Source organism: Mesorhizobium sp. M5C.F.Ca.IN.020.29.1.1 (assembly GCF_003997375.1).
Lineage (GTDB): Bacteria > Pseudomonadota > Alphaproteobacteria > Rhizobiales > Rhizobiaceae > Mesorhizobium > Mesorhizobium wenxiniae.
On the sequence record NZ_RZSW01000088.1, the window covers coordinates 1 to 15,592 of the forward strand.

General features: G+C 59.2%; 14 protein-coding genes and 1 pseudogene. 11 read left to right on the forward strand and 4 right to left on the reverse strand.

Going from position 1 to position 15,592, the window contains the following annotated elements; translation table 11 throughout:
- The 4 genes from EOA85_RS10045 to EOA85_RS10060 all read left to right on the forward strand — a co-directional run.
- The coding region (locus EOA85_RS10045; RefSeq protein WP_127209301.1) for an ATP-binding cassette domain-containing protein at nucleotides 1–331 on the forward strand (331 nt) is incomplete at its 5' end.
- Entirely contained in the window at nucleotides 331–1,641 is a 1,311-nt protein-coding gene (locus EOA85_RS10050) for an HlyD family type I secretion periplasmic adaptor subunit (RefSeq protein WP_127209302.1), read from the forward strand. The genes EOA85_RS10045 and EOA85_RS10050, both read left to right, overlap by 1 nt.
- An 85-nt stretch (nucleotides 1,642–1,726) precedes the next feature.
- Nucleotides 1,727–1,999 (forward strand): hypothetical protein, encoded by a 273-nt coding sequence (locus EOA85_RS10055; RefSeq protein ID WP_127209303.1) that lies wholly within the window; start codon nucleotides 1,727–1,729, stop codon nucleotides 1,997–1,999.
- 423 nt (nucleotides 2,000–2,422) lie between these two features.
- Nucleotides 2,423–4,954, forward strand: a complete 2,532-nt coding sequence (locus tag EOA85_RS10060) for an NAD-dependent epimerase/dehydratase family protein (protein ID WP_127209304.1) — start codon at nucleotides 2,423–2,425, stop codon at nucleotides 4,952–4,954.
- A gap of 89 nt (nucleotides 4,955–5,043) precedes the next feature.
- Here the strand turns inward: EOA85_RS10060 and EOA85_RS10065 are convergent.
- Nucleotides 5,044–5,157: pseudogene (locus EOA85_RS10065) on the reverse strand (DUF982 domain-containing protein); the annotation flags it as partial.
- 210 nt (nucleotides 5,158–5,367) lie between these two features.
- Here EOA85_RS10065 and EOA85_RS10070 point away from each other — a divergent pair.
- The gene (locus EOA85_RS10070) at nucleotides 5,368–5,892 is read left to right on the forward strand and encodes a metallophosphoesterase (protein WP_065006893.1); all 525 of its coding nucleotides are present in this window, start codon (nucleotides 5,368–5,370) and stop codon (nucleotides 5,890–5,892) included.
- A 75-nt stretch (nucleotides 5,893–5,967) separates the two neighbouring features.
- On the opposite strand, the gene EOA85_RS10075 is transcribed toward EOA85_RS10070, so the two are convergent.
- Nucleotides 5,968–6,957, reverse strand: coding sequence for an MBL fold metallo-hydrolase (locus EOA85_RS10075; RefSeq protein WP_348627888.1), 990 nt, complete (start codon nucleotides 6,955–6,957; stop codon nucleotides 5,968–5,970).
- A 255-nt stretch (nucleotides 6,958–7,212) separates the two neighbouring features.
- Between EOA85_RS10075 and EOA85_RS10080 the strand changes: the two genes are divergently transcribed.
- The 4 genes from EOA85_RS10080 (at nucleotide 7,213) to EOA85_RS10095 (ending at nucleotide 9,976) form a co-directional block, all read left to right on the forward strand.
- Nucleotides 7,213–8,361 (forward strand): DUF3182 family protein, encoded by a 1,149-nt coding sequence (locus EOA85_RS10080; RefSeq protein ID WP_127209306.1) that lies wholly within the window; start codon nucleotides 7,213–7,215, stop codon nucleotides 8,359–8,361.
- Between the two features lie 152 nt (nucleotides 8,362–8,513).
- Entirely contained in the window at nucleotides 8,514–8,735 is a 222-nt protein-coding gene (locus EOA85_RS10085; protein ID WP_127209307.1) for a hypothetical protein, read from the forward strand.
- 275 nt (nucleotides 8,736–9,010) lie between these two features.
- Nucleotides 9,011–9,229, forward strand: coding sequence for a hypothetical protein (locus EOA85_RS10090; protein WP_065006889.1), 219 nt, complete (start codon nucleotides 9,011–9,013; stop codon nucleotides 9,227–9,229).
- Nucleotides 9,230–9,448: 219 nt separating this feature from the next.
- Complete coding sequence (locus EOA85_RS10095) at nucleotides 9,449–9,976, forward strand: ferritin-like domain-containing protein (RefSeq protein ID WP_127209308.1); 528 nt, start codon at nucleotides 9,449–9,451, stop codon at nucleotides 9,974–9,976.
- Nucleotides 9,977–10,422: 446 nt separating this feature from the next.
- Here EOA85_RS10095 and EOA85_RS10100 read toward each other — a convergent pair whose 3' ends face one another.
- Nucleotides 10,423–10,734 carry a hypothetical protein gene (locus EOA85_RS10100; protein WP_127209309.1) on the reverse strand — a complete coding sequence of 104 codons (312 nt, stop codon included), beginning with the start codon at nucleotides 10,732–10,734 and terminating at the stop codon, nucleotides 10,423–10,425.
- 773 nt (nucleotides 10,735–11,507) lie between these two features.
- Between EOA85_RS10100 and EOA85_RS10105 the strand changes: the two genes are divergently transcribed.
- On the forward strand, nucleotides 11,508–12,002 hold the full coding sequence (locus tag EOA85_RS10105) for a hypothetical protein (protein ID WP_127209310.1): 495 nt from the start codon (nucleotides 11,508–11,510) through the stop codon (nucleotides 12,000–12,002).
- Between the two features lie 92 nt (nucleotides 12,003–12,094).
- Here EOA85_RS10105 and EOA85_RS10110 read toward each other — a convergent pair whose 3' ends face one another.
- Nucleotides 12,095–14,206, reverse strand: a complete 2,112-nt coding sequence (locus tag EOA85_RS10110; RefSeq protein WP_127209311.1) for a catalase — start codon at nucleotides 14,204–14,206, stop codon at nucleotides 12,095–12,097.
- 351 nt (nucleotides 14,207–14,557) lie between these two features.
- Here EOA85_RS10110 and EOA85_RS10115 point away from each other — a divergent pair, with 351 nt between their 5' ends.
- Nucleotides 14,558–15,121: a sigma-70 family RNA polymerase sigma factor gene (locus EOA85_RS10115; protein ID WP_095519945.1), complete on the forward strand. Its 564-nt coding sequence runs from the start codon at nucleotides 14,558–14,560 to the stop codon at nucleotides 15,119–15,121.
- The last annotated feature ends 471 nt before the right edge of the window (nucleotides 15,122–15,592 follow it).

Genomic DNA, 15,592 nt, shown 5'->3' on the forward strand with positions numbered 1-15,592 from the left:
GCTTTCGGCCGGCCAGAGACAAAGGGTGGCGCTTGCCCGGGCTCTCTACGGTGACCCGTTTCTGGTCATTCTCGACGAGCCTAACTCCAACCTCGATGCGGAAGGCGAGGCCGCGTTGACAGAAGCAATTCAAAGCGTCCGCGCGCGAGGCGGCGTTGCCATCGTGGTCGCGCACCGGCCGAGCGCGCTGGCGAGCCTGGATCAGGTTCTTGTGATGGCGAACGGCCGTATCCAGGCCTTTGGCCCGAAGAATGAGATCTTGAACAAGATAACTCGCCCAGCAGGCGTGCCCTTGAAGGTCGTTTCCGGTCTTGAAGAGACGGCATCCTGATGGCAAAACGCACGATCTTCGCGGTGGATCGCACCATTCGACGCTATCTGCTTGGCGGTGTCGCAACCTGCATCCTGCTGGTTGGCGGGGCGGGGAGTTTGGCCGCCGTCACCGAGCTTTCCGGAGCCGTTATCGCTTCGGGAAAGCTGGTCGTCGATTCCAGTGTCAAAAAAATACAGCATCCAACCGGTGGAGTGGTCGGCCAAATCTTCGTCCGGGAAGGCGATGCCGTGCAATCAGGCAAGGTTTTGATCCGCCTCGATGAGACGATCACTCGGGCCAATTTGGCGATCGTCACTAAGAGCTTGGACGAATTCGAGGCGCGCCTGGCTCGCCTTGAGACCGAGCGCGACGGCAAAGGAAGCATCATCTTTCCAGCTTCGCTTGTGTCACGGCAGGATGCCCCCGTGGTTGGTCGGGCGATGGCCGGAGAGCAATCTCTGTTCGAATTTCGCCGACAGGCACGCGCCGGTCAGAAGGCTCAGTTGGAAGAGCGCATTGCGCAGCTTGCCGAAGAAGTTTCCGGCTTGACCGAGCAAAGAGATGCCAAGAGCCAGGAAATCAAGTTGATCGGGTTTGAGCTCGAAGGCATGCGCGCACTTTGGCAACGCAAGCTGGTTTCAATCGATCGCATAACTGCGCTTGAACGCGATGCCGTGCGGCTTAAAGGTGAGCACGGGCAACTGACTGCATCGATTGCGCAGGCGAAGGGTCGTATCGCGGAAACCCGGTTGCAGATCATTCAGGTTGACCAGGATTTGCGCAGCGAGGTAGCGAGCGAGCTGCGCGACGTCCAGGCAAAGATCTCTGAATTCGTCGAGCGCAAGGTTTCGGCCGAAGATCAGCTCAAGCGAATCGATATACGCAGTCCGCAGAACGGCGTCGTTCATCAGCTCGGCGTGCACACGGTCGGTGGCGTTATTTCTCCGGGAGAGCTCATCATGCTGATTGTCCCGGTGACAGACGACCTGACCGTCGAGGCGCGCGTGGCTCCGCAAGACATCGATCAATTGACGCCAGGGCAAAGCGCGACCCTGCGGCTGTCGGCATTCAATCAGCAAACAACGCCGGAACTGAGTGGTGCCGTCAGCAAGATTTCCGCCGACCTCAATCTCGATGAGAAAACAGGCGCCGGCTTTTATACCGTGCATGTTGTTTTGCCGCGCACAGAGCTTACCAGGCTCAAGGGCCTGACCTTGGCGCCAGGCATGCCTGTCGAGGTATTCTTTTCGACCGGCAGCCGCACCATGCTTTCCTATCTCGTGAAACCTTTGGCGGACCAAATCCAACGGGCATTCAGGGAAGAGTAGCTGCGTCTCTGGACGACCCCACGAGCTGAATTCCGGAACAAGGACGCGATTTTGCGGTTTGGCCTGAAATTGGAAGCGATCCCAGATGTCCAGGTTGACGAATGAAGAGATCGAGGGGCGGCTGAATGCCCAGCGAGAGACTCTGGCGCTGATCGTCGCGCTGCTTGCCGGCCTCGACGCGACTTCCGAGCGAATATGGGCCGAACTCGAGGCCCGTTTTCAATTTCAGAATAATCAGGAAGACCCCGGCGTCCTGCCAAGCAGTGCGTTCGCCATTGAGAGTGCGATGATGCGGGAGTTCAAGCTGATCGTCGAGGAAGCGCGGGCACGCAGGGCGGAATGGAACGACACAGACTAGCCGCCCATAAGAGGCGCTGGCTGAAAATCGCGAGCCCGGCGAGTGCGACGTTGCACCAAGTTCGCTTCGCTGCGGAGTGGCCAATCGAACGCTGCATAGGCTTGGCGACAATCAATTGATGCCAGTCACGCCTTGAGCCTCGGCCGCGGAGAGCCTTGCGCGGAGGGAGCCATATTTTTCTGGCCTGACTCGGAAACAATTCCGGCATGCCAGTGTTTAACGCACTGAGTGGGCGCGAGGCGCAGTTGCTTGTCGTTCAGGCGATCCTCCTTTGGAGTGTAACGGTACCGCCACGACAGAGCTTGAGGAGGTCAGGATCAACCCACTTCGAAGGTGCCGAGCGAGCCGAGGAAGGCCAAAGCGCATCGCGCCATCGGGCCTCTCTTCCAACGCGAACGGGCCTGACTTATGGCAAATCACGGCATGACCCTTCCGACGGTTCTTATCACCGGCAGCAGCGGCTTCCTGGGGCAGGTGATTGCGCGCGGTTTGATTGACCGCTACCGGGTTATCGGCCTCGATGTTGCAAAACCGAAGCATCCCCCCGCCGGCATGGAGACGATCGGGATCGATCTCACCTCCGATGAAAGCGTGAGTAGGGCTGTGGAGGCGGCACGCGAGCCCAGCGGCGGTCGCATCGCCTCAGTCATCCACCTTGCCGCCTATTACGACACGACCGGCAAGGACAATCCAAAATATGATGCCGTCACCGTGCAGGGCACGCGCCGGCTCCTGAATGCGCTAACGGCGATCGAGACCGAGCAGTTCGTGTTTTCCAGCACGCTTCTCGTCCATGCCCCAAGCCCGGGGAGGGGCACGAAAATCAATGAGGACTCGCCGCTCGACCCGGCCTGGGCCTACCCAAAATCGAAAGCCGAAACCGAGGCGCTGATTTCGAGGCAGCGCGGCGAATTCAAGACGGTGATCCTGCGGCTCGCCGGCGTCTATGACGAAGACTGCCGGGCGGCCTTTATTGCCCAGCAGATCGCTCGCATCTTCGAGCGCTTGCCGACCGCCTATTTGTTCGCCGGCGATATCACCGCCGGTCAGCCCTATCTGCACAAGGACGATCTTGTCGATGCGGTCGTGCGTACCGTCGACCGGCGCGCCGAACTTCCGGCCGAGACCGTGCTTCTGATCGGCGAAGAAGACACACCGTCATACGAGGAGATGCAGAAGCGCATCGGCCGGCTCATTCATGGCGAGGACTGGCGCACCTTAGTGTTGCCGAAGCAGCTGACGAAGCTGGGCGCGTGGGTGCAGACGGAGGTACTCGATCAGGACACCGACATCAAACCGTGGATGATCGAGAATTCGGACGATCATTACGAGATCGACATCTCGCGAGCCAAAACTCTGCTGGGCTGGGCGCCTAGACACAGCCTGCTGGACACATTGCCGGAGATGATCCGCCGGCTGAACCAGGACCCCACAGACTGGTACGCGGCCAACAAACTTGATCCGCCCGTTGTCGCGGCTTCGGATCCTGAGATCGAGCAGGCCGAAAGGCGACTTAAGGGACCGCTCGAACGAAGCAAGGAAGACGTCGAAGCGGCGATAAAGCGGCATCGGTCGAGGACGCTCTGGGCGCCGATGACCAACGCTGCGCTCGGACTGTGGCTGGCCACATCGCCGATGACAGTTGGCCTGTTCGACCCCGTCGCAGCCGCAATACCCCCCGCTCTGGGGCACGCTATTGCGGAGCCACAATTCCGCAACGCCGGTCTCGGTGTCAGCGAGATCGTTTCGGGCCTGCTCGTGACGGTCTTTGCGTTGATGGGGATGTTCCGGCGCTGGCGCTGGGCGCAGTGGGTCGCGGCGTCGCTCGGTCTTTGGGTGATGCTTGCGCCGTTGCTGTTCTGGACGACCAGCGCCGCGGCCTATGCCATCGACACGCTCGTCGGCATGCTGATCGTCGCCTTTGCTGTAATGATCCCGCCGACCCCCGGCGTCAGCCGCCGTGCGCTGGCGGCCGACGACGACCGCCCGCTGGGCTGGACCTATTCGCCATCCACCTTCACGCAGCGGATCCCCATCGTGGCCCTGGCCTTTGTCGGCCTATTCGTTTCACGCTATCTCGCCGCCTACCAGATGGGCCACATAGATGGGTTGTGGGATCCGTTCTTCGGCCCCGGCGGCGCGCCGGTACGCAACGGCAGCGAGGCGGTGGTGACGTCATGGGTCTCGAAGGGTTTTCCAATCGCCGATGCCGGGCTCGGCGCTTTTGCCTATAGCCTCGACATCCTCGCCGGCGCGATCGGCGATCGCCGGCGCTGGCGCACCATGCCGTGGATGGTGCTCCTCTTCGGTTTGCTGATCGTTCCGCTCGGCGTGGTCAGTGTGTCCTTCATCATCATCCAGCCACCGCTGATTGGCGCGCTGTGCACACTCTGCATCCTCCAGGCCGCCGTCACGGTGGTGCTGATCCCTTACTCGGTCGATGAGGTGCTGGCGACCATCCAATATCTCTGGGGCGCCACGAGGGCGGGCGAGCCGTTCTGGCGTACCTTCTGGATGGGCGGACCGGCGCTGTCGGAGAACCAGACACCTGACACCGACCTCGACCGCCCTGTGTCCGAGTTGCTGAAGGAATTCGTCACCGGCGGCGTTAATTTCCCATGGACGCTGGTAGCCAGCACGCTACTTGGCGCCTTGTTGATGACGACGCCATTGATCTTTGGCACACAACCACCGCTCTACTTCAGCGATCATGTAGTCGGCTGTCTCATTGTCATGGTCGCAGTCACAGCCATGGCCGAAGTTGTCCGGCCGGTGCGCTTCTTCAATTTAGTGCTTGGTGCATGGATCGCGGTGTCACCGTTCGTGCTTTCCGGCGGCGGGACCACCGCGATCGTTGCGAATGTTGCTATCGGTCTGGCGCTGATCGTGCTCAGCCTGTCGCGCGGCACACGCAGCAACCAACATTATGGCGGTTGGGATCGGGCGATTGTCTGAGTAACTCATAGCGAGCGCGCGTGACGATCTGCAAGAGCAGGTCAAGGAGAGATCGAGTTCCCTGAACGAGGCTCGGCCTGATCGGCCGGCTAGATTTGTTCGCCGAGCAGGATCCTCGCATCCTTGGCCGCGACGATGAACGCTTGGCGCGCGACCCTTGGCGGCTTTTCGCCGCGGATAACAGCAAGGCAGGCTTCGATTGCAGCGAGCCGCGTCTTGGACGCTGGCGCTCACGGCCTAGGTTCTTGCGATCTCTAAGGTAATACCACGAAGGTCCTTGATGGAAGCCCCCGGCCTCTGCCAACACAAGCAGAGGTGGCCAGAGCGCGGTGGCGCACTATCTCATCGCGCTCGACAGGCTCGACGAATGTATGGCGAGGTTCGGACGTTGTCCGCAAAGGCTGTGAACGACCATGATCTATTTCACGGCCGACACACATTTCAGCGATCCGCGCATTCTGCGCATCGATCGTCGCCCGTTCGGCTCGCTGGCAGAACACGATCGAGCGCTGATTTCGCTCTGGAACGAAACCGTCAGCCCGGACGACGAGATCTGGCATCTCGGCGATTTTGCGAGGGGATCGGCCGAATTCGTTTCATCGCTACTGTCTTCTCTTCATGGCCAGAAACATTTGATTATCGGCAACAACGATGGCGCAGCGACCATCGGCGCCGCAGGTTGGGCCAGCACTCAACATTATAAGGAGCTGACGATAGATGGCCGGTTGCTGATCCTTTGCCACTATCCTTTTCGCACCTGGAATCAGATCGGCAAGAAATCGATCGATCTGCATGGCCATTCCCACGGCAGACTGAGCCCGGTTACACGCCAGTACGACGCGGGCGTTGACAGCTGGGATTTTCGCCCGGTCACCCTTTCCGCCATCCTTGCAAGCCGACGGCGGCGAACCGTCGGCCGGTATATTCAACGCAAGTGATCAAAACGCAGATCATACCGGCTGTTGCCTAATGGCTGGTATTCTGCGTCGCGCGGTTGAGAAGCGCTTACGCGACTAGATTGCCATGAACTCTGCACGCAGTTCATCCTCGTGTCCGAGATAACGGGGCGAAAAGTGCATCGGCACGGCATGTTCAACACCTGCAAGCCTGGCGATAGTGCCGGCTTCGGCTGCCGTGAGATGCCGCTTCGCTGCGGCCAGCTCGCGATCTTCCTGCAGGAAGCCGGCCTCGATAAACAACTGGTTCGCGCCGTGCGCAAGCGCAACGACACGCGCAATATTTGCCTCATTGAAGGCGAGATCGGTCGCATAGACAATCCTCTGCCCGGGACCGGTTCTCAGGGCTCCGGCACCGAGCAGTTCGCCGACCGAGATATGCCGATCCGCGGTTGCCGCCAGCGTCGTTTTCGGATCAGCCCCGCGCCGGACCGCACGCTTGGCTTCGCTCAACCAAGGTCCGACGCGCAAACCCAATGCTTCCAGTTGCGGTTTTTGCACATTGACCCGGATCTTTTCCTGAAACGCGAATGCAAGGCATGGAACGCCGTGGTCAAGCATTGCTGCTTCGACACGGAAATCGGGATCATCGAGCAGGACATTTCCTTCGGCTGAGGTCGAGGCAGTATCCTCTCGAGCGAAGCCCGATCGCGCCGGAAACAGGCGGCAATGATGAAATCCGCCCGGCGTCCAGTCGCAGGCCGCTATCATGAAATCGTGGGACTGTTCGTCGAGGAGATTCCACGTGTATGCGTTGAGCTTGGCTTGCGCGGCCGCGGTCAACCCAGGCGGGCCGAAGAAATGCACTGTTCTATTCCTGTATAGAAATAACCGCAGGAGCCGATCGAAGCCGGCGAAATGGTCCATATGCATGTGTGATACGAACACATGGCTGACGCGCAGGATTTCGCGCGGCGAAAGTGGCGACAGATCACCAATGTCGAAGAGCATCGCCCGGTTGCCGAATCGGAAATCCAGAAGGAGCCCCGCATCCGAGAAGGGGTCGTTGACCAGGCGCGGCTGAACCAGCAACGTCACCGAATTCACCCGATACTGTTTTCGAATTTCGCCACCAGGCGCTCACCTTCAGACACGATCTGGACCTCACGTCTACCCCTCTAATCGCGCGCTCCGGGTAGCGGTTCCCGACGTATATCGTTCGAAAGGACGCAGAAGTACGGCGGCCGGCCAAGCCAGGCTGAACGTTTCTGCCATCTTGCGCGTTCTCTTGGGTCGGACCGAAGCGCGGGCCGAAACATCGGCAATCCGCGGCCACAATGAGGTAGCACCGGAACGAACGAGATGACCGAGCACAGAGGCACTCAGCCGAGCGAGGCAAAAGGCACCGTAATCGCATTCTCCGCGCCGGGCTGCGAGCCCCTCTATGCTCACGAACGGGAAGCTATGGCTGCCGTTGCCCGCACGATTGCGAGTCTCAAGGGATTTGCCTTCCAGCAGGGTCTAGGCAACAGCGGCGGCAACGGCTTGTATTTCGTGCCGGACGACAGCTTGCTTGCTCCCGATGCGGCACGGCTAGGTATCAACGGGCCGCAGGATCTCTTCGGCGGCGTGGTGCCTTGGCGCTTCGCAATGACCAAGGCGATAACCCATGAACTGGTCGACGGCTTGGCCAAGCGACCGAAAGAATGGTCAACCGGCTTCGGCAGAACTGTCAGCGCAGCAGTATTGCCTGGCTACACGGTGTTTTCGCGGCACGATGCGCTGCGAGCAGCGGAACGTCTGCTGAGGCTCGGGCAGGCCCGGCTTAAGCCACCGCTTTCCTCGCGAGGCCAGGACCAGCACATCGTTCGCACGGTCGCTGACGTCGAGGGACTGCTCGAGCGATACCGCTTCCTCGACCTGGACGAGTCCGGTCTGGTGCTCGAAGCGGACCTTCGTGACATCGTCACGCTAAGCGTTGGCAGAACGGAGATCGACGAAATAAGGGTCGCCTACTACGGCTCTCAAAGGACGACGACCGATAATGCGGGACAATCCGTTTACGGCGGATCGGATCTCATTGTAGTGCGCGGCGGATGGGAAGCTCTCCAAGATCTTCAGCTTCCTCGCGCACTAGCTTTGGCAACGGCGCAGGCGAAGGCCTATGACGCGGCGACGGCTGGGTATCCTGGATTTTTCGCCTCGCGGCGCAATTACGATATCGGCCAGGGGGTCGACTCGTCGGGTACCTGGCGATCCGGCGTGCTCGAAGCCAGCTGGCGTATTGGCGGCAGCAGTACTGCCGAGCTTGCGGCAATAAAAATCATGAAGCAAGACCCGGCCATCCAACTCGTCCGTGCGTCCGCAGTTAAGGCGTTCGGCAATACCAGCCGGCTGCCAGTGAAGGCGGATATTCACTTTCAAGGAGAAGACCCCGATGACGGGCCGATTACGCGCTATACCGTGGTCACCCATGCGACCCGGGAGGCGCCAAGGAAAGCGGCCGATTAGCATCGTAGACTTGCCCTGCGCCATCGATGGTCGCGCACAACTCTGTGCCATTTGCGCCGGCCAATGAGCGTCAAATTTAGGATCGCAAAACGCTTAAGGACCAGGGAACATCCGTGGGCGGCTTGAGTTGTTCCGGCATAAAAGGAGCTGCCATGCCAACCATCTACAACAAACGACAGGATTCGGAGGGCTTGTGGGAAGTCTATGACGACGAGAGCGAGGAAGCCGTCGTAGTTGACGGTTTGCCGCTCTCCGGCCTGGATGAAATCGAAGCCGACGAAGCCATTAGAAAACTCAAGCGGGGCGAAGTGACCTCCGACAACATTCCGCCGACGGCTCAGGCTGGGTGGCCTCCGACCAAAGACGGGATATGATGGGCTCAAGCTGTCTTGACTCGAACCGAGAGCGGACTGTCTCAGAGTTTCAAGATCCGGTGTTCAGAACGCACTGGCAGCAGCGGTAACTATCTGCGCTAAACCCTGCTGTTCATCGGCTTTGAACATTCGGCCCCAGCCAAGACGCGCTCGTATTCCTGGAGGATCGCGACAATCCGTGATGCCGATCGCTGTACATTTTCGGACCAAGCCCGTCGGATCAGCGCGAGCCAGGTTGCAGGGGCCACATTTCCGGTGCATTCTCGCTGTCGTCAATGACCAAACAGTACCTTAACCACCAGTTGGAGTGCCCTTATTGCCTGACAATAAGGCTGAGGATTCCGGCCGACGCCGGTCCCGAGGACAGGATCGTTTGCGACGACTGTGGCGAATTCCTGGGTACATGGGATGATCTGCTTACCGACTTTGAGAAGCAGGGCGGACAGGATGGAGTGTTCCGTCTCGACAAGGGCCGTATCAGACGGATCGATTGAGCCTATTTGCCCGGCGCGGGCCGATCGGGGGCGGGCCCAAAGGGCGGCGCTGCGCCTGCGCTCGCCAGCGTAACCCTTTGCAGCACCTGACTATGCGAACCCGGGGCCTCGGAAAATTTCCAGCGGCTCGAATCATCAGGGAACTTGTTGCCGGCCGGCGGGGTTATCGGACGCCTTCCTAGTTAGGGAGGCTAGCTCCAACCCCAGCGGGAGAAGACCATGCCAACTGCGAAGAAAGCCGCGAAAGCGACAACCAAGGGTCTTGAGGACCTGTTCCTCGACGGACTCAAAGATCTTTACTACGCCGAAAAGAAAATCCTGAGGGCCCTGCCGAAAATGGCGAAAGGTGCGGAGTCGGAAAAAGTGACTGCTGCCTTCGAAAAGCATCGTATGGAAACGGAAGCTCACGTCGATCGCCTCGAGGAGGTGTTCGAGAAATTTGGCAAGGCAGCACGCGGCAAGACCTGTCCGGCGATCGACGGCATCATTGAAGAAGGCTCGGAAATCCTCGAAGAATATGAAGGTGCTCCTGCGCTCGATGCCGGACTGGTCGCAGCGGCGCAAGCCGTCGAGCATTACGAGATCGCCCGGTACGGTACTCTTATTGCCTGGGCAGAACAGATGGGAAAGGCCGATATCGTCTCTCTTCTCAAAGCGACGCTCGAGGAAGAGGTCGCGACAGACGAAGCGCTGACGGGTCTAGGCGAGGGTGGCGTCAACGAACGTGCTCTTCAAGCGGCCGCGTAATCCCCTATGACATGGGCTTGCGGGGTTCCGGCAGGAATCGCCAGGGGCTCCGCTCAGATACGCAGGTATCCTTGCCATCCGAGTACTGATTCGGCAGTTGAAGGAGATTTGCCTGAAACTGCCGAGTCAGCCGACAATTCAGAGCCGGCTTGAGGATCGGTACCCTGCAATTGCTCTTACTGGGTGGCACGCAACAATCACCCGCGCATTGGTGCTAGCGCACAACGCGCTCGCGTCCAGTGCGGTTGGCGGGTGGACCCTGAAGCAACCAAAGATGCGGCTCTGGCAGCAGCGCATCGCGCGGGTGTTTTATCATTGGTCTGGTCATTCGCATGGCCGTGAGTGGCGGAGCGACCGGTCAATATAGCCCACGCCATGCGGCTATCCATTCGCTCCGGCCTCACAGTCGGTAATCAAACGGCGGGCCGTTGCCCGCCTTCCATGGTTCAGTTACTCTCGCCGCCGAGCTTTTTGACATTGCTGCAGAATTCAGGGTGGGTGTTGGCGGCGTTGGCGTTTGCCGCCTCGTCATCGCAGACTTTTGTCATTGCCGTACGATCCTCGTCTGTCAGCGCTTTCCAAGCTGCCGTGAACTCGTCGTCGGACCGCATCGTCGTCATGCTAGAGTCTGTGTAGAACGGCTCCATCTTTGCGGGGTCATCCAAGGCAGTCGTGCCTGAGTCGGCGCCTGCCGCGAGTGAAACGCCGCTTACCATCGAAAGCGCCATCGCGCCTAGACAGATCATCTTGTAGCTCATGACAAGATCCTTCCGTTGTTACTGGTCGCTAATGCAACGACCTGCTGGCAAACGGCCTGTTTCAGAAAAGGTTCCTTTCTCACTTGCTGGCACGGCACTTGACCTGTGCTTTCTACAACCCGGATGGCCATCGCCAAGAGCGCGCTTACCCCTATCCTAAACTGGGGCGAAATCTGCTAGCGTTCCTTAATGGCTAATCACCAGCTACCATTGGCGTCGATCGGGCCGACGCCATGCCGCGCTCTTCTGTCGGCGAGGAAAGTGTAAGATGAAGCAGAGCGGTGTTGTCTTGCAAGACGATGGCGCGCGGGCAACGCCAGTTCTCGGCTTCGATGTCCATATATGGCGGATCGCCCTCGATACTCGAATTTCACAAATGGACCTGACCGCGCTTAGCCCAGCTGAATTGACCAGGGCAGTCGGTTCGTGTTTGAGCGCGATCAACGACGCTACTTGGCAGCTCATGCCGCCTTGCGCACTGTGCTGTCAGTTTACATCGGCCAAGCGCCGGAAGAGCTTGATCTGCGCCGGACCTCTGAAGCCCACAGACACCGGCATATTCCCGCTTGCGGCATTCTCGACCAAGCGCTCAAACCATTCCGGTCGCACGTTACCGCAGTTTGCCGCATCTACAGGCCAGAAATCGCGTCGACCAGTCTGCGTCGCAGCGATTGGCGGCGGCTCGCTGAACAAGAGCTATCCATCAGTGCCGGGTGAATGGAACATCTGCCGACCATTACCGTTGATATGCTCGTCAGGCGAAAGGGCTGCATATGTCAAAAATTCAGGCGGTAACTCCAGAGCATTTGCAGCGGCTCAAGCTCGAGGCGTCTGCCTATTTTGGTCCGAAAGTGCTCCACGAAGCATTATTGCGTCTTTGCCAGGCTTGCGGAAGCGATAGCCTTGAACGGTTCGAGAAGACTATGGTCGATCAGATCGAGGCAATGAATGATGAAAGGGCAGATTTCGAGACAATGAAGGAATTTGCCATCGAACAGCTTTACGCCTGCGTTCGAGAGGTCAGTTGTTCGCCGAAAATGAAACAGCCGCTGGAGGAAGCAGAAACCCGAAGGACACTTGGTCGGTCGGAAGAGCCGAAAACCTTGGAAGACCAGTTGCAGGCCGGACTTGAGGATTCCTTTCCCGCGAGCGACCCGCCTGCCGTGGTGTCCACAGCGATCTCCGGCGGGGCGAAAAAGCTGGTCGGGACTGACGAAGTCCTAAAAAAACAGCGAGAGGAAACGGCTAAGAACAACGCCCGGTCATAGACGGCCCAGTAAGAGCGGCGCGGATGCTTCCGCCCGCATGGTCGCCGGGGTTCCCGTCTACCACGCAAACAGATGGCCAGCATGCACCCGCGTCAGAGCTTGACGGCCGCCTCCCGCGCCCAAAGCCGCAACTTCCGGCAGGCCTGGACAAATTCCTCAGCCGCCTCTTCTGATTCCAGCCTTATCAGTCCTTCATCCGCATCCGCCTCGACACCTGCCCTGGCCAGGAGTGGCTCGGCTTGTGGCGTGAACCCGATGAATTTGCAATGCGCGAAGGCATCGGAAACGAAATCCTTCGCCGCGGCTTCCTTGGCCAGCAGTTCGGCGCCCGGTTCTGACAACATAAGCACGACCGCGTCGAACAGGACCGATGGTCCGCCGTCGATCATGTGCCTCGCTTCGATTTGCGTGCCGTCAGCCGCACTTACGCCGCCGACCTTTGCGGCGACAACCTCCATCACCGCGCCTTCCGTTTCGATCGCGGACCGGAGTTGCTCGAATATGGCGGCATCCACGCCGTCGCTGACCAGCACGCCAACCTTGCGGCCTCTGAAGCTCTCCGGTCCGTTTTCGATGATGCTGAGCGCCGGCGATGGCTCCAGGTCGACTCGCGGCGGCACGGCAGCGTCTGCCGGATTGGGCATCTTTCGAATCCCAAGCTTGTCGGCGACAGTGGCCGCCAGAGCCTCGTCGACGTTCAGCAGATGGGAGACCATTCGTTCGCGGATTGCCGGTGTTTGGACCTTGCTCAACTCGAATGTCAAAGCCATCGCGATGTGGCGTTGTTCCGGAGGCGTCTGGCTGTTGAAGAACTGCCTCGCCTGGCTGTAGTGGTCGGCGAAGCTTTCCGCCCGCAGCCGCACTTTCTGGCCCTCCTCGGCATCGGCAAAGGAACGGAAACCGCGCTGGGGTTCTTCGCGCGGACCCATGCCCCACGAATTTGGCTCATAATTGGCACGGCCTACCGGATTGCGTATGGCCATGTGTCCATCCTGTTGAAAATGAGCGAACGGGCATTTCGGTGCATTGATCGGAAGGTGGGTGAAATTCGGGCTGCCGAGCCGTTTCAGCTGGGTATCGAGATAGGAAAAGTTGCGTCCCTGCAGCAGCGGGTCATTGGAAAAATCAATGCCGGGGGGCACGTTCTGCGTCATGAACGCAACCTGTTCGGTCTCGGCGAAGAAATTATCCGGCATGCGATCCAGGACCAGTCGCCCCACGGGGATCGGCTGGAGGATCTCTTCGGGAATAATCTTTGTGGCGTCGAGGACGTCGAAATCGAAGCTGTCCGCAAAGTCCTGATCGAAGAGCTGTACGGTAAGTTCCCATTCAGGGAAGTTGCCGGACTGGATCGCCTCCCACAGGTCGCGGCGATGGAAATCCGGATCGGCGCCATTGATTTTGACCGCTTCGTTCCAGACTACCGACTGCATGCCAAGCTTTGGTTTCCAGATGAATTTGACAAAGGTGGATTCGTCGTCCGCGTTGACGAAGCGGAAGGTGTGGACGCCGAAGCCCTGCATGAAGCGGAAGGAGCGCGGGATCGCACGATCCGACATGATCCACATGATCATGTGCATCGATTCCGGCATCAGGCTGATGAAGTCCCAGAAATTGTCATGCGCAGTTTGGGCCTGCGGGAAATCGCGGTCCGGTTCCTGCTTGGCGGCATGGATCAGATCGGGAAACTTGATCGCGTCCTGGATGAAGAAAACCGGGATGTTGTTGCCGACCAGATCCCAATTGCCTTCCTTGGTGTAAAGCTTGACCGCGAAACCGCGCACGTCGCGGGCCAGGTCAAACGAGCCCTTGTTGCCGGCGACTGTCGAGAAGCGCACGAAAACCGGCGTCTTTTCGCCAGCACGCTGAAAAATGTCGGCGCGCGTGTATTTAGCGAGCGATTCATAGGTTTCGAAATAGCCGTGTGCCCCGTAGCCGCGAGCATGCACGACCCGCTCGGGTATCCGCTCGTGATCGAAATGGAAGATCTTGTCACGGAAGTGGAAATCCTCGATCAGCGATGGCCCACGCTCGCCGATCTTCAGAGTGTTCTGATCGTCCGAGACAGGCGTTCCGAGCGCAGTGGTGAGGACAGGGGTCTCGCCTTCCGCCGTTTGGTGAAACTCACCGCCGTTTCCACGCTCGACATTTTGGTCGCGACTGCTTGCAGGCTGAGTTTCTGAACGCTGCCGGGACTGGGCCATGGTTTATCGCTCCTCGATGGATGAAGGCCGGAACCACCGGCTCAGGGTCGTCGAACTGCCGATGCGCAGCTTTGTTCCAGTAAAAGACTGGCGCCTTTGCTTGCGGAACAATGGCGAATCGACGTCGCTGGCTGCCCACTGCGGGCGGACCCTGGCCGTGTTCTAATCGGGCGGCCTCACCGCAACAGAACTCGGCCGCACAGAGACGGGTGTGCGTTCGCCCAATCCAAGATTTTCTAGCGACTTATTTCGACGTCCGGAACGAACCCAACCTTCATGCATTTAGCTAGGTCTGCGTGCATCAACTTATTCTTGCTGGGAGCTGGACCATTGTCCTCGAGGGGCTACGCCTTGGCCAACCAGGAAACGGATGACGTTTCCATCGTTGACCTGATACCTGCCTTGCGAGCCTTCGCCCGCACCTTCTGCCGTGTTCCTGACGATGCTGATGACCTGGTCCAGGAGACGTTGACCAAAGGGCTCGCCAACATCGATAAGTTCGAGCCCGGAACGCGTATGAAGTCATGGCTCTTCACCATCATGCGCAACACCTATTATACGCGCATTAAGGCCGCCGACAGGGAAAAACCCGGCCTGCTTGACTGCGCCTCCCTAATCCCAATTTCGGAAGCGACGCAGGAGTGGTCCGTTCAGAGCAAGGAAGTCTCTAGCGCAGTCCAGAAGCTGCCGGAACATCAGCGCGAGGTCCTGATGCTGATCGGGGTGCTTGGCGTCAGCTATGAAGAAACTGCCGAGATATGCGGTTGCGCCGTGGGAACGGTAAAAAGCCGCCTTAACCGAGCGCGCGCCAGCGTGCTGGAACACCTCGGCGAAAGTTCGTTGCAGACATTGGTAGAAAGACGCAATCACCTGTCCGAAGCACAGGGAAACTTGGCAGTCGACAGGCGTCGATAGCTATTCCACTTTCTTTGCTTTGCATCGACGCTTCTCGACAAGCGCGTTCTGCAGTTGGATCGCAAGGTTGGTCAGACGGCCGGGGACCTTTTCCTGCTCGATGGCAGTCAGCAGAGATGCAATCTTCCGGTCTATTGCCAGCCGGAGTTGCGGGCTGATGGTATCGTCGCTCGAGCGAGACATAGTGTTCTCTTAACGAATTGGTCCCTTCACCAGTGTGGTGACAGCAATCAGCGTTTGCAAGGATTCACGCGCCGTCCTCGCCGTCAGCGCCGTCCCTTGCACAGCATTGTTTCGAAGCCGCTAATCTCGTCGGGGAAGCCTATTCTTTCCCCTCCCTCTCCCCCGGCAATGTTGCCGGGTGCGCTCGATAATTCGACTCTCGCGACCTCTGCTGCCACTGGTTATGATTCGCGTTAGCGGTTGCAACAGTCAGTCTTAAGAGAGCCGATCCGCGGCGTGATACTGATC

What these genes read in the sequence shown, in the direction of transcription:
- EOA85_RS10050 (WP_127209302.1), top strand. Translation starts at nt 331, where the DNA reads ATGGCAAAACGCACGATCTTCGCGGTGGATCGCACCATTCGACGCTAT.
- EOA85_RS10055 (WP_127209303.1), top strand. Translation starts at nt 1,727, where the DNA reads ATGTCCAGGTTGACGAATGAAGAGATCGAGGGGCGGCTGAATGCCCAG.
- EOA85_RS10060 (WP_127209304.1), top strand. Translation starts at nt 2,423, where the DNA reads ATGACCCTTCCGACGGTTCTTATCACCGGCAGCAGCGGCTTCCTGGGG.
- EOA85_RS10070 (WP_065006893.1), top strand. Translation starts at nt 5,368, where the DNA reads ATGATCTATTTCACGGCCGACACACATTTCAGCGATCCGCGCATTCTG.
- EOA85_RS10080 (WP_127209306.1), top strand. Translation starts at nt 7,213, where the DNA reads ATGACCGAGCACAGAGGCACTCAGCCGAGCGAGGCAAAAGGCACCGTA.
- EOA85_RS10085 (WP_127209307.1), top strand. Translation starts at nt 8,514, where the DNA reads ATGCCAACCATCTACAACAAACGACAGGATTCGGAGGGCTTGTGGGAA.
- EOA85_RS10090 (WP_065006889.1), top strand. Translation starts at nt 9,011, where the DNA reads ATGACCAAACAGTACCTTAACCACCAGTTGGAGTGCCCTTATTGCCTG.
- EOA85_RS10095 (WP_127209308.1), top strand. Translation starts at nt 9,449, where the DNA reads ATGCCAACTGCGAAGAAAGCCGCGAAAGCGACAACCAAGGGTCTTGAG.
- EOA85_RS10100 (WP_127209309.1), bottom strand. Translation starts at nt 10,734, where the DNA reads ATGAGCTACAAGATGATCTGTCTAGGCGCGATGGCGCTTTCGATGGTA.
- EOA85_RS10105 (WP_127209310.1), top strand. Translation starts at nt 11,508, where the DNA reads ATGTCAAAAATTCAGGCGGTAACTCCAGAGCATTTGCAGCGGCTCAAG.
- EOA85_RS10110 (WP_127209311.1), bottom strand. Translation starts at nt 14,206, where the DNA reads ATGGCCCAGTCCCGGCAGCGTTCAGAAACTCAGCCTGCAAGCAGTCGC.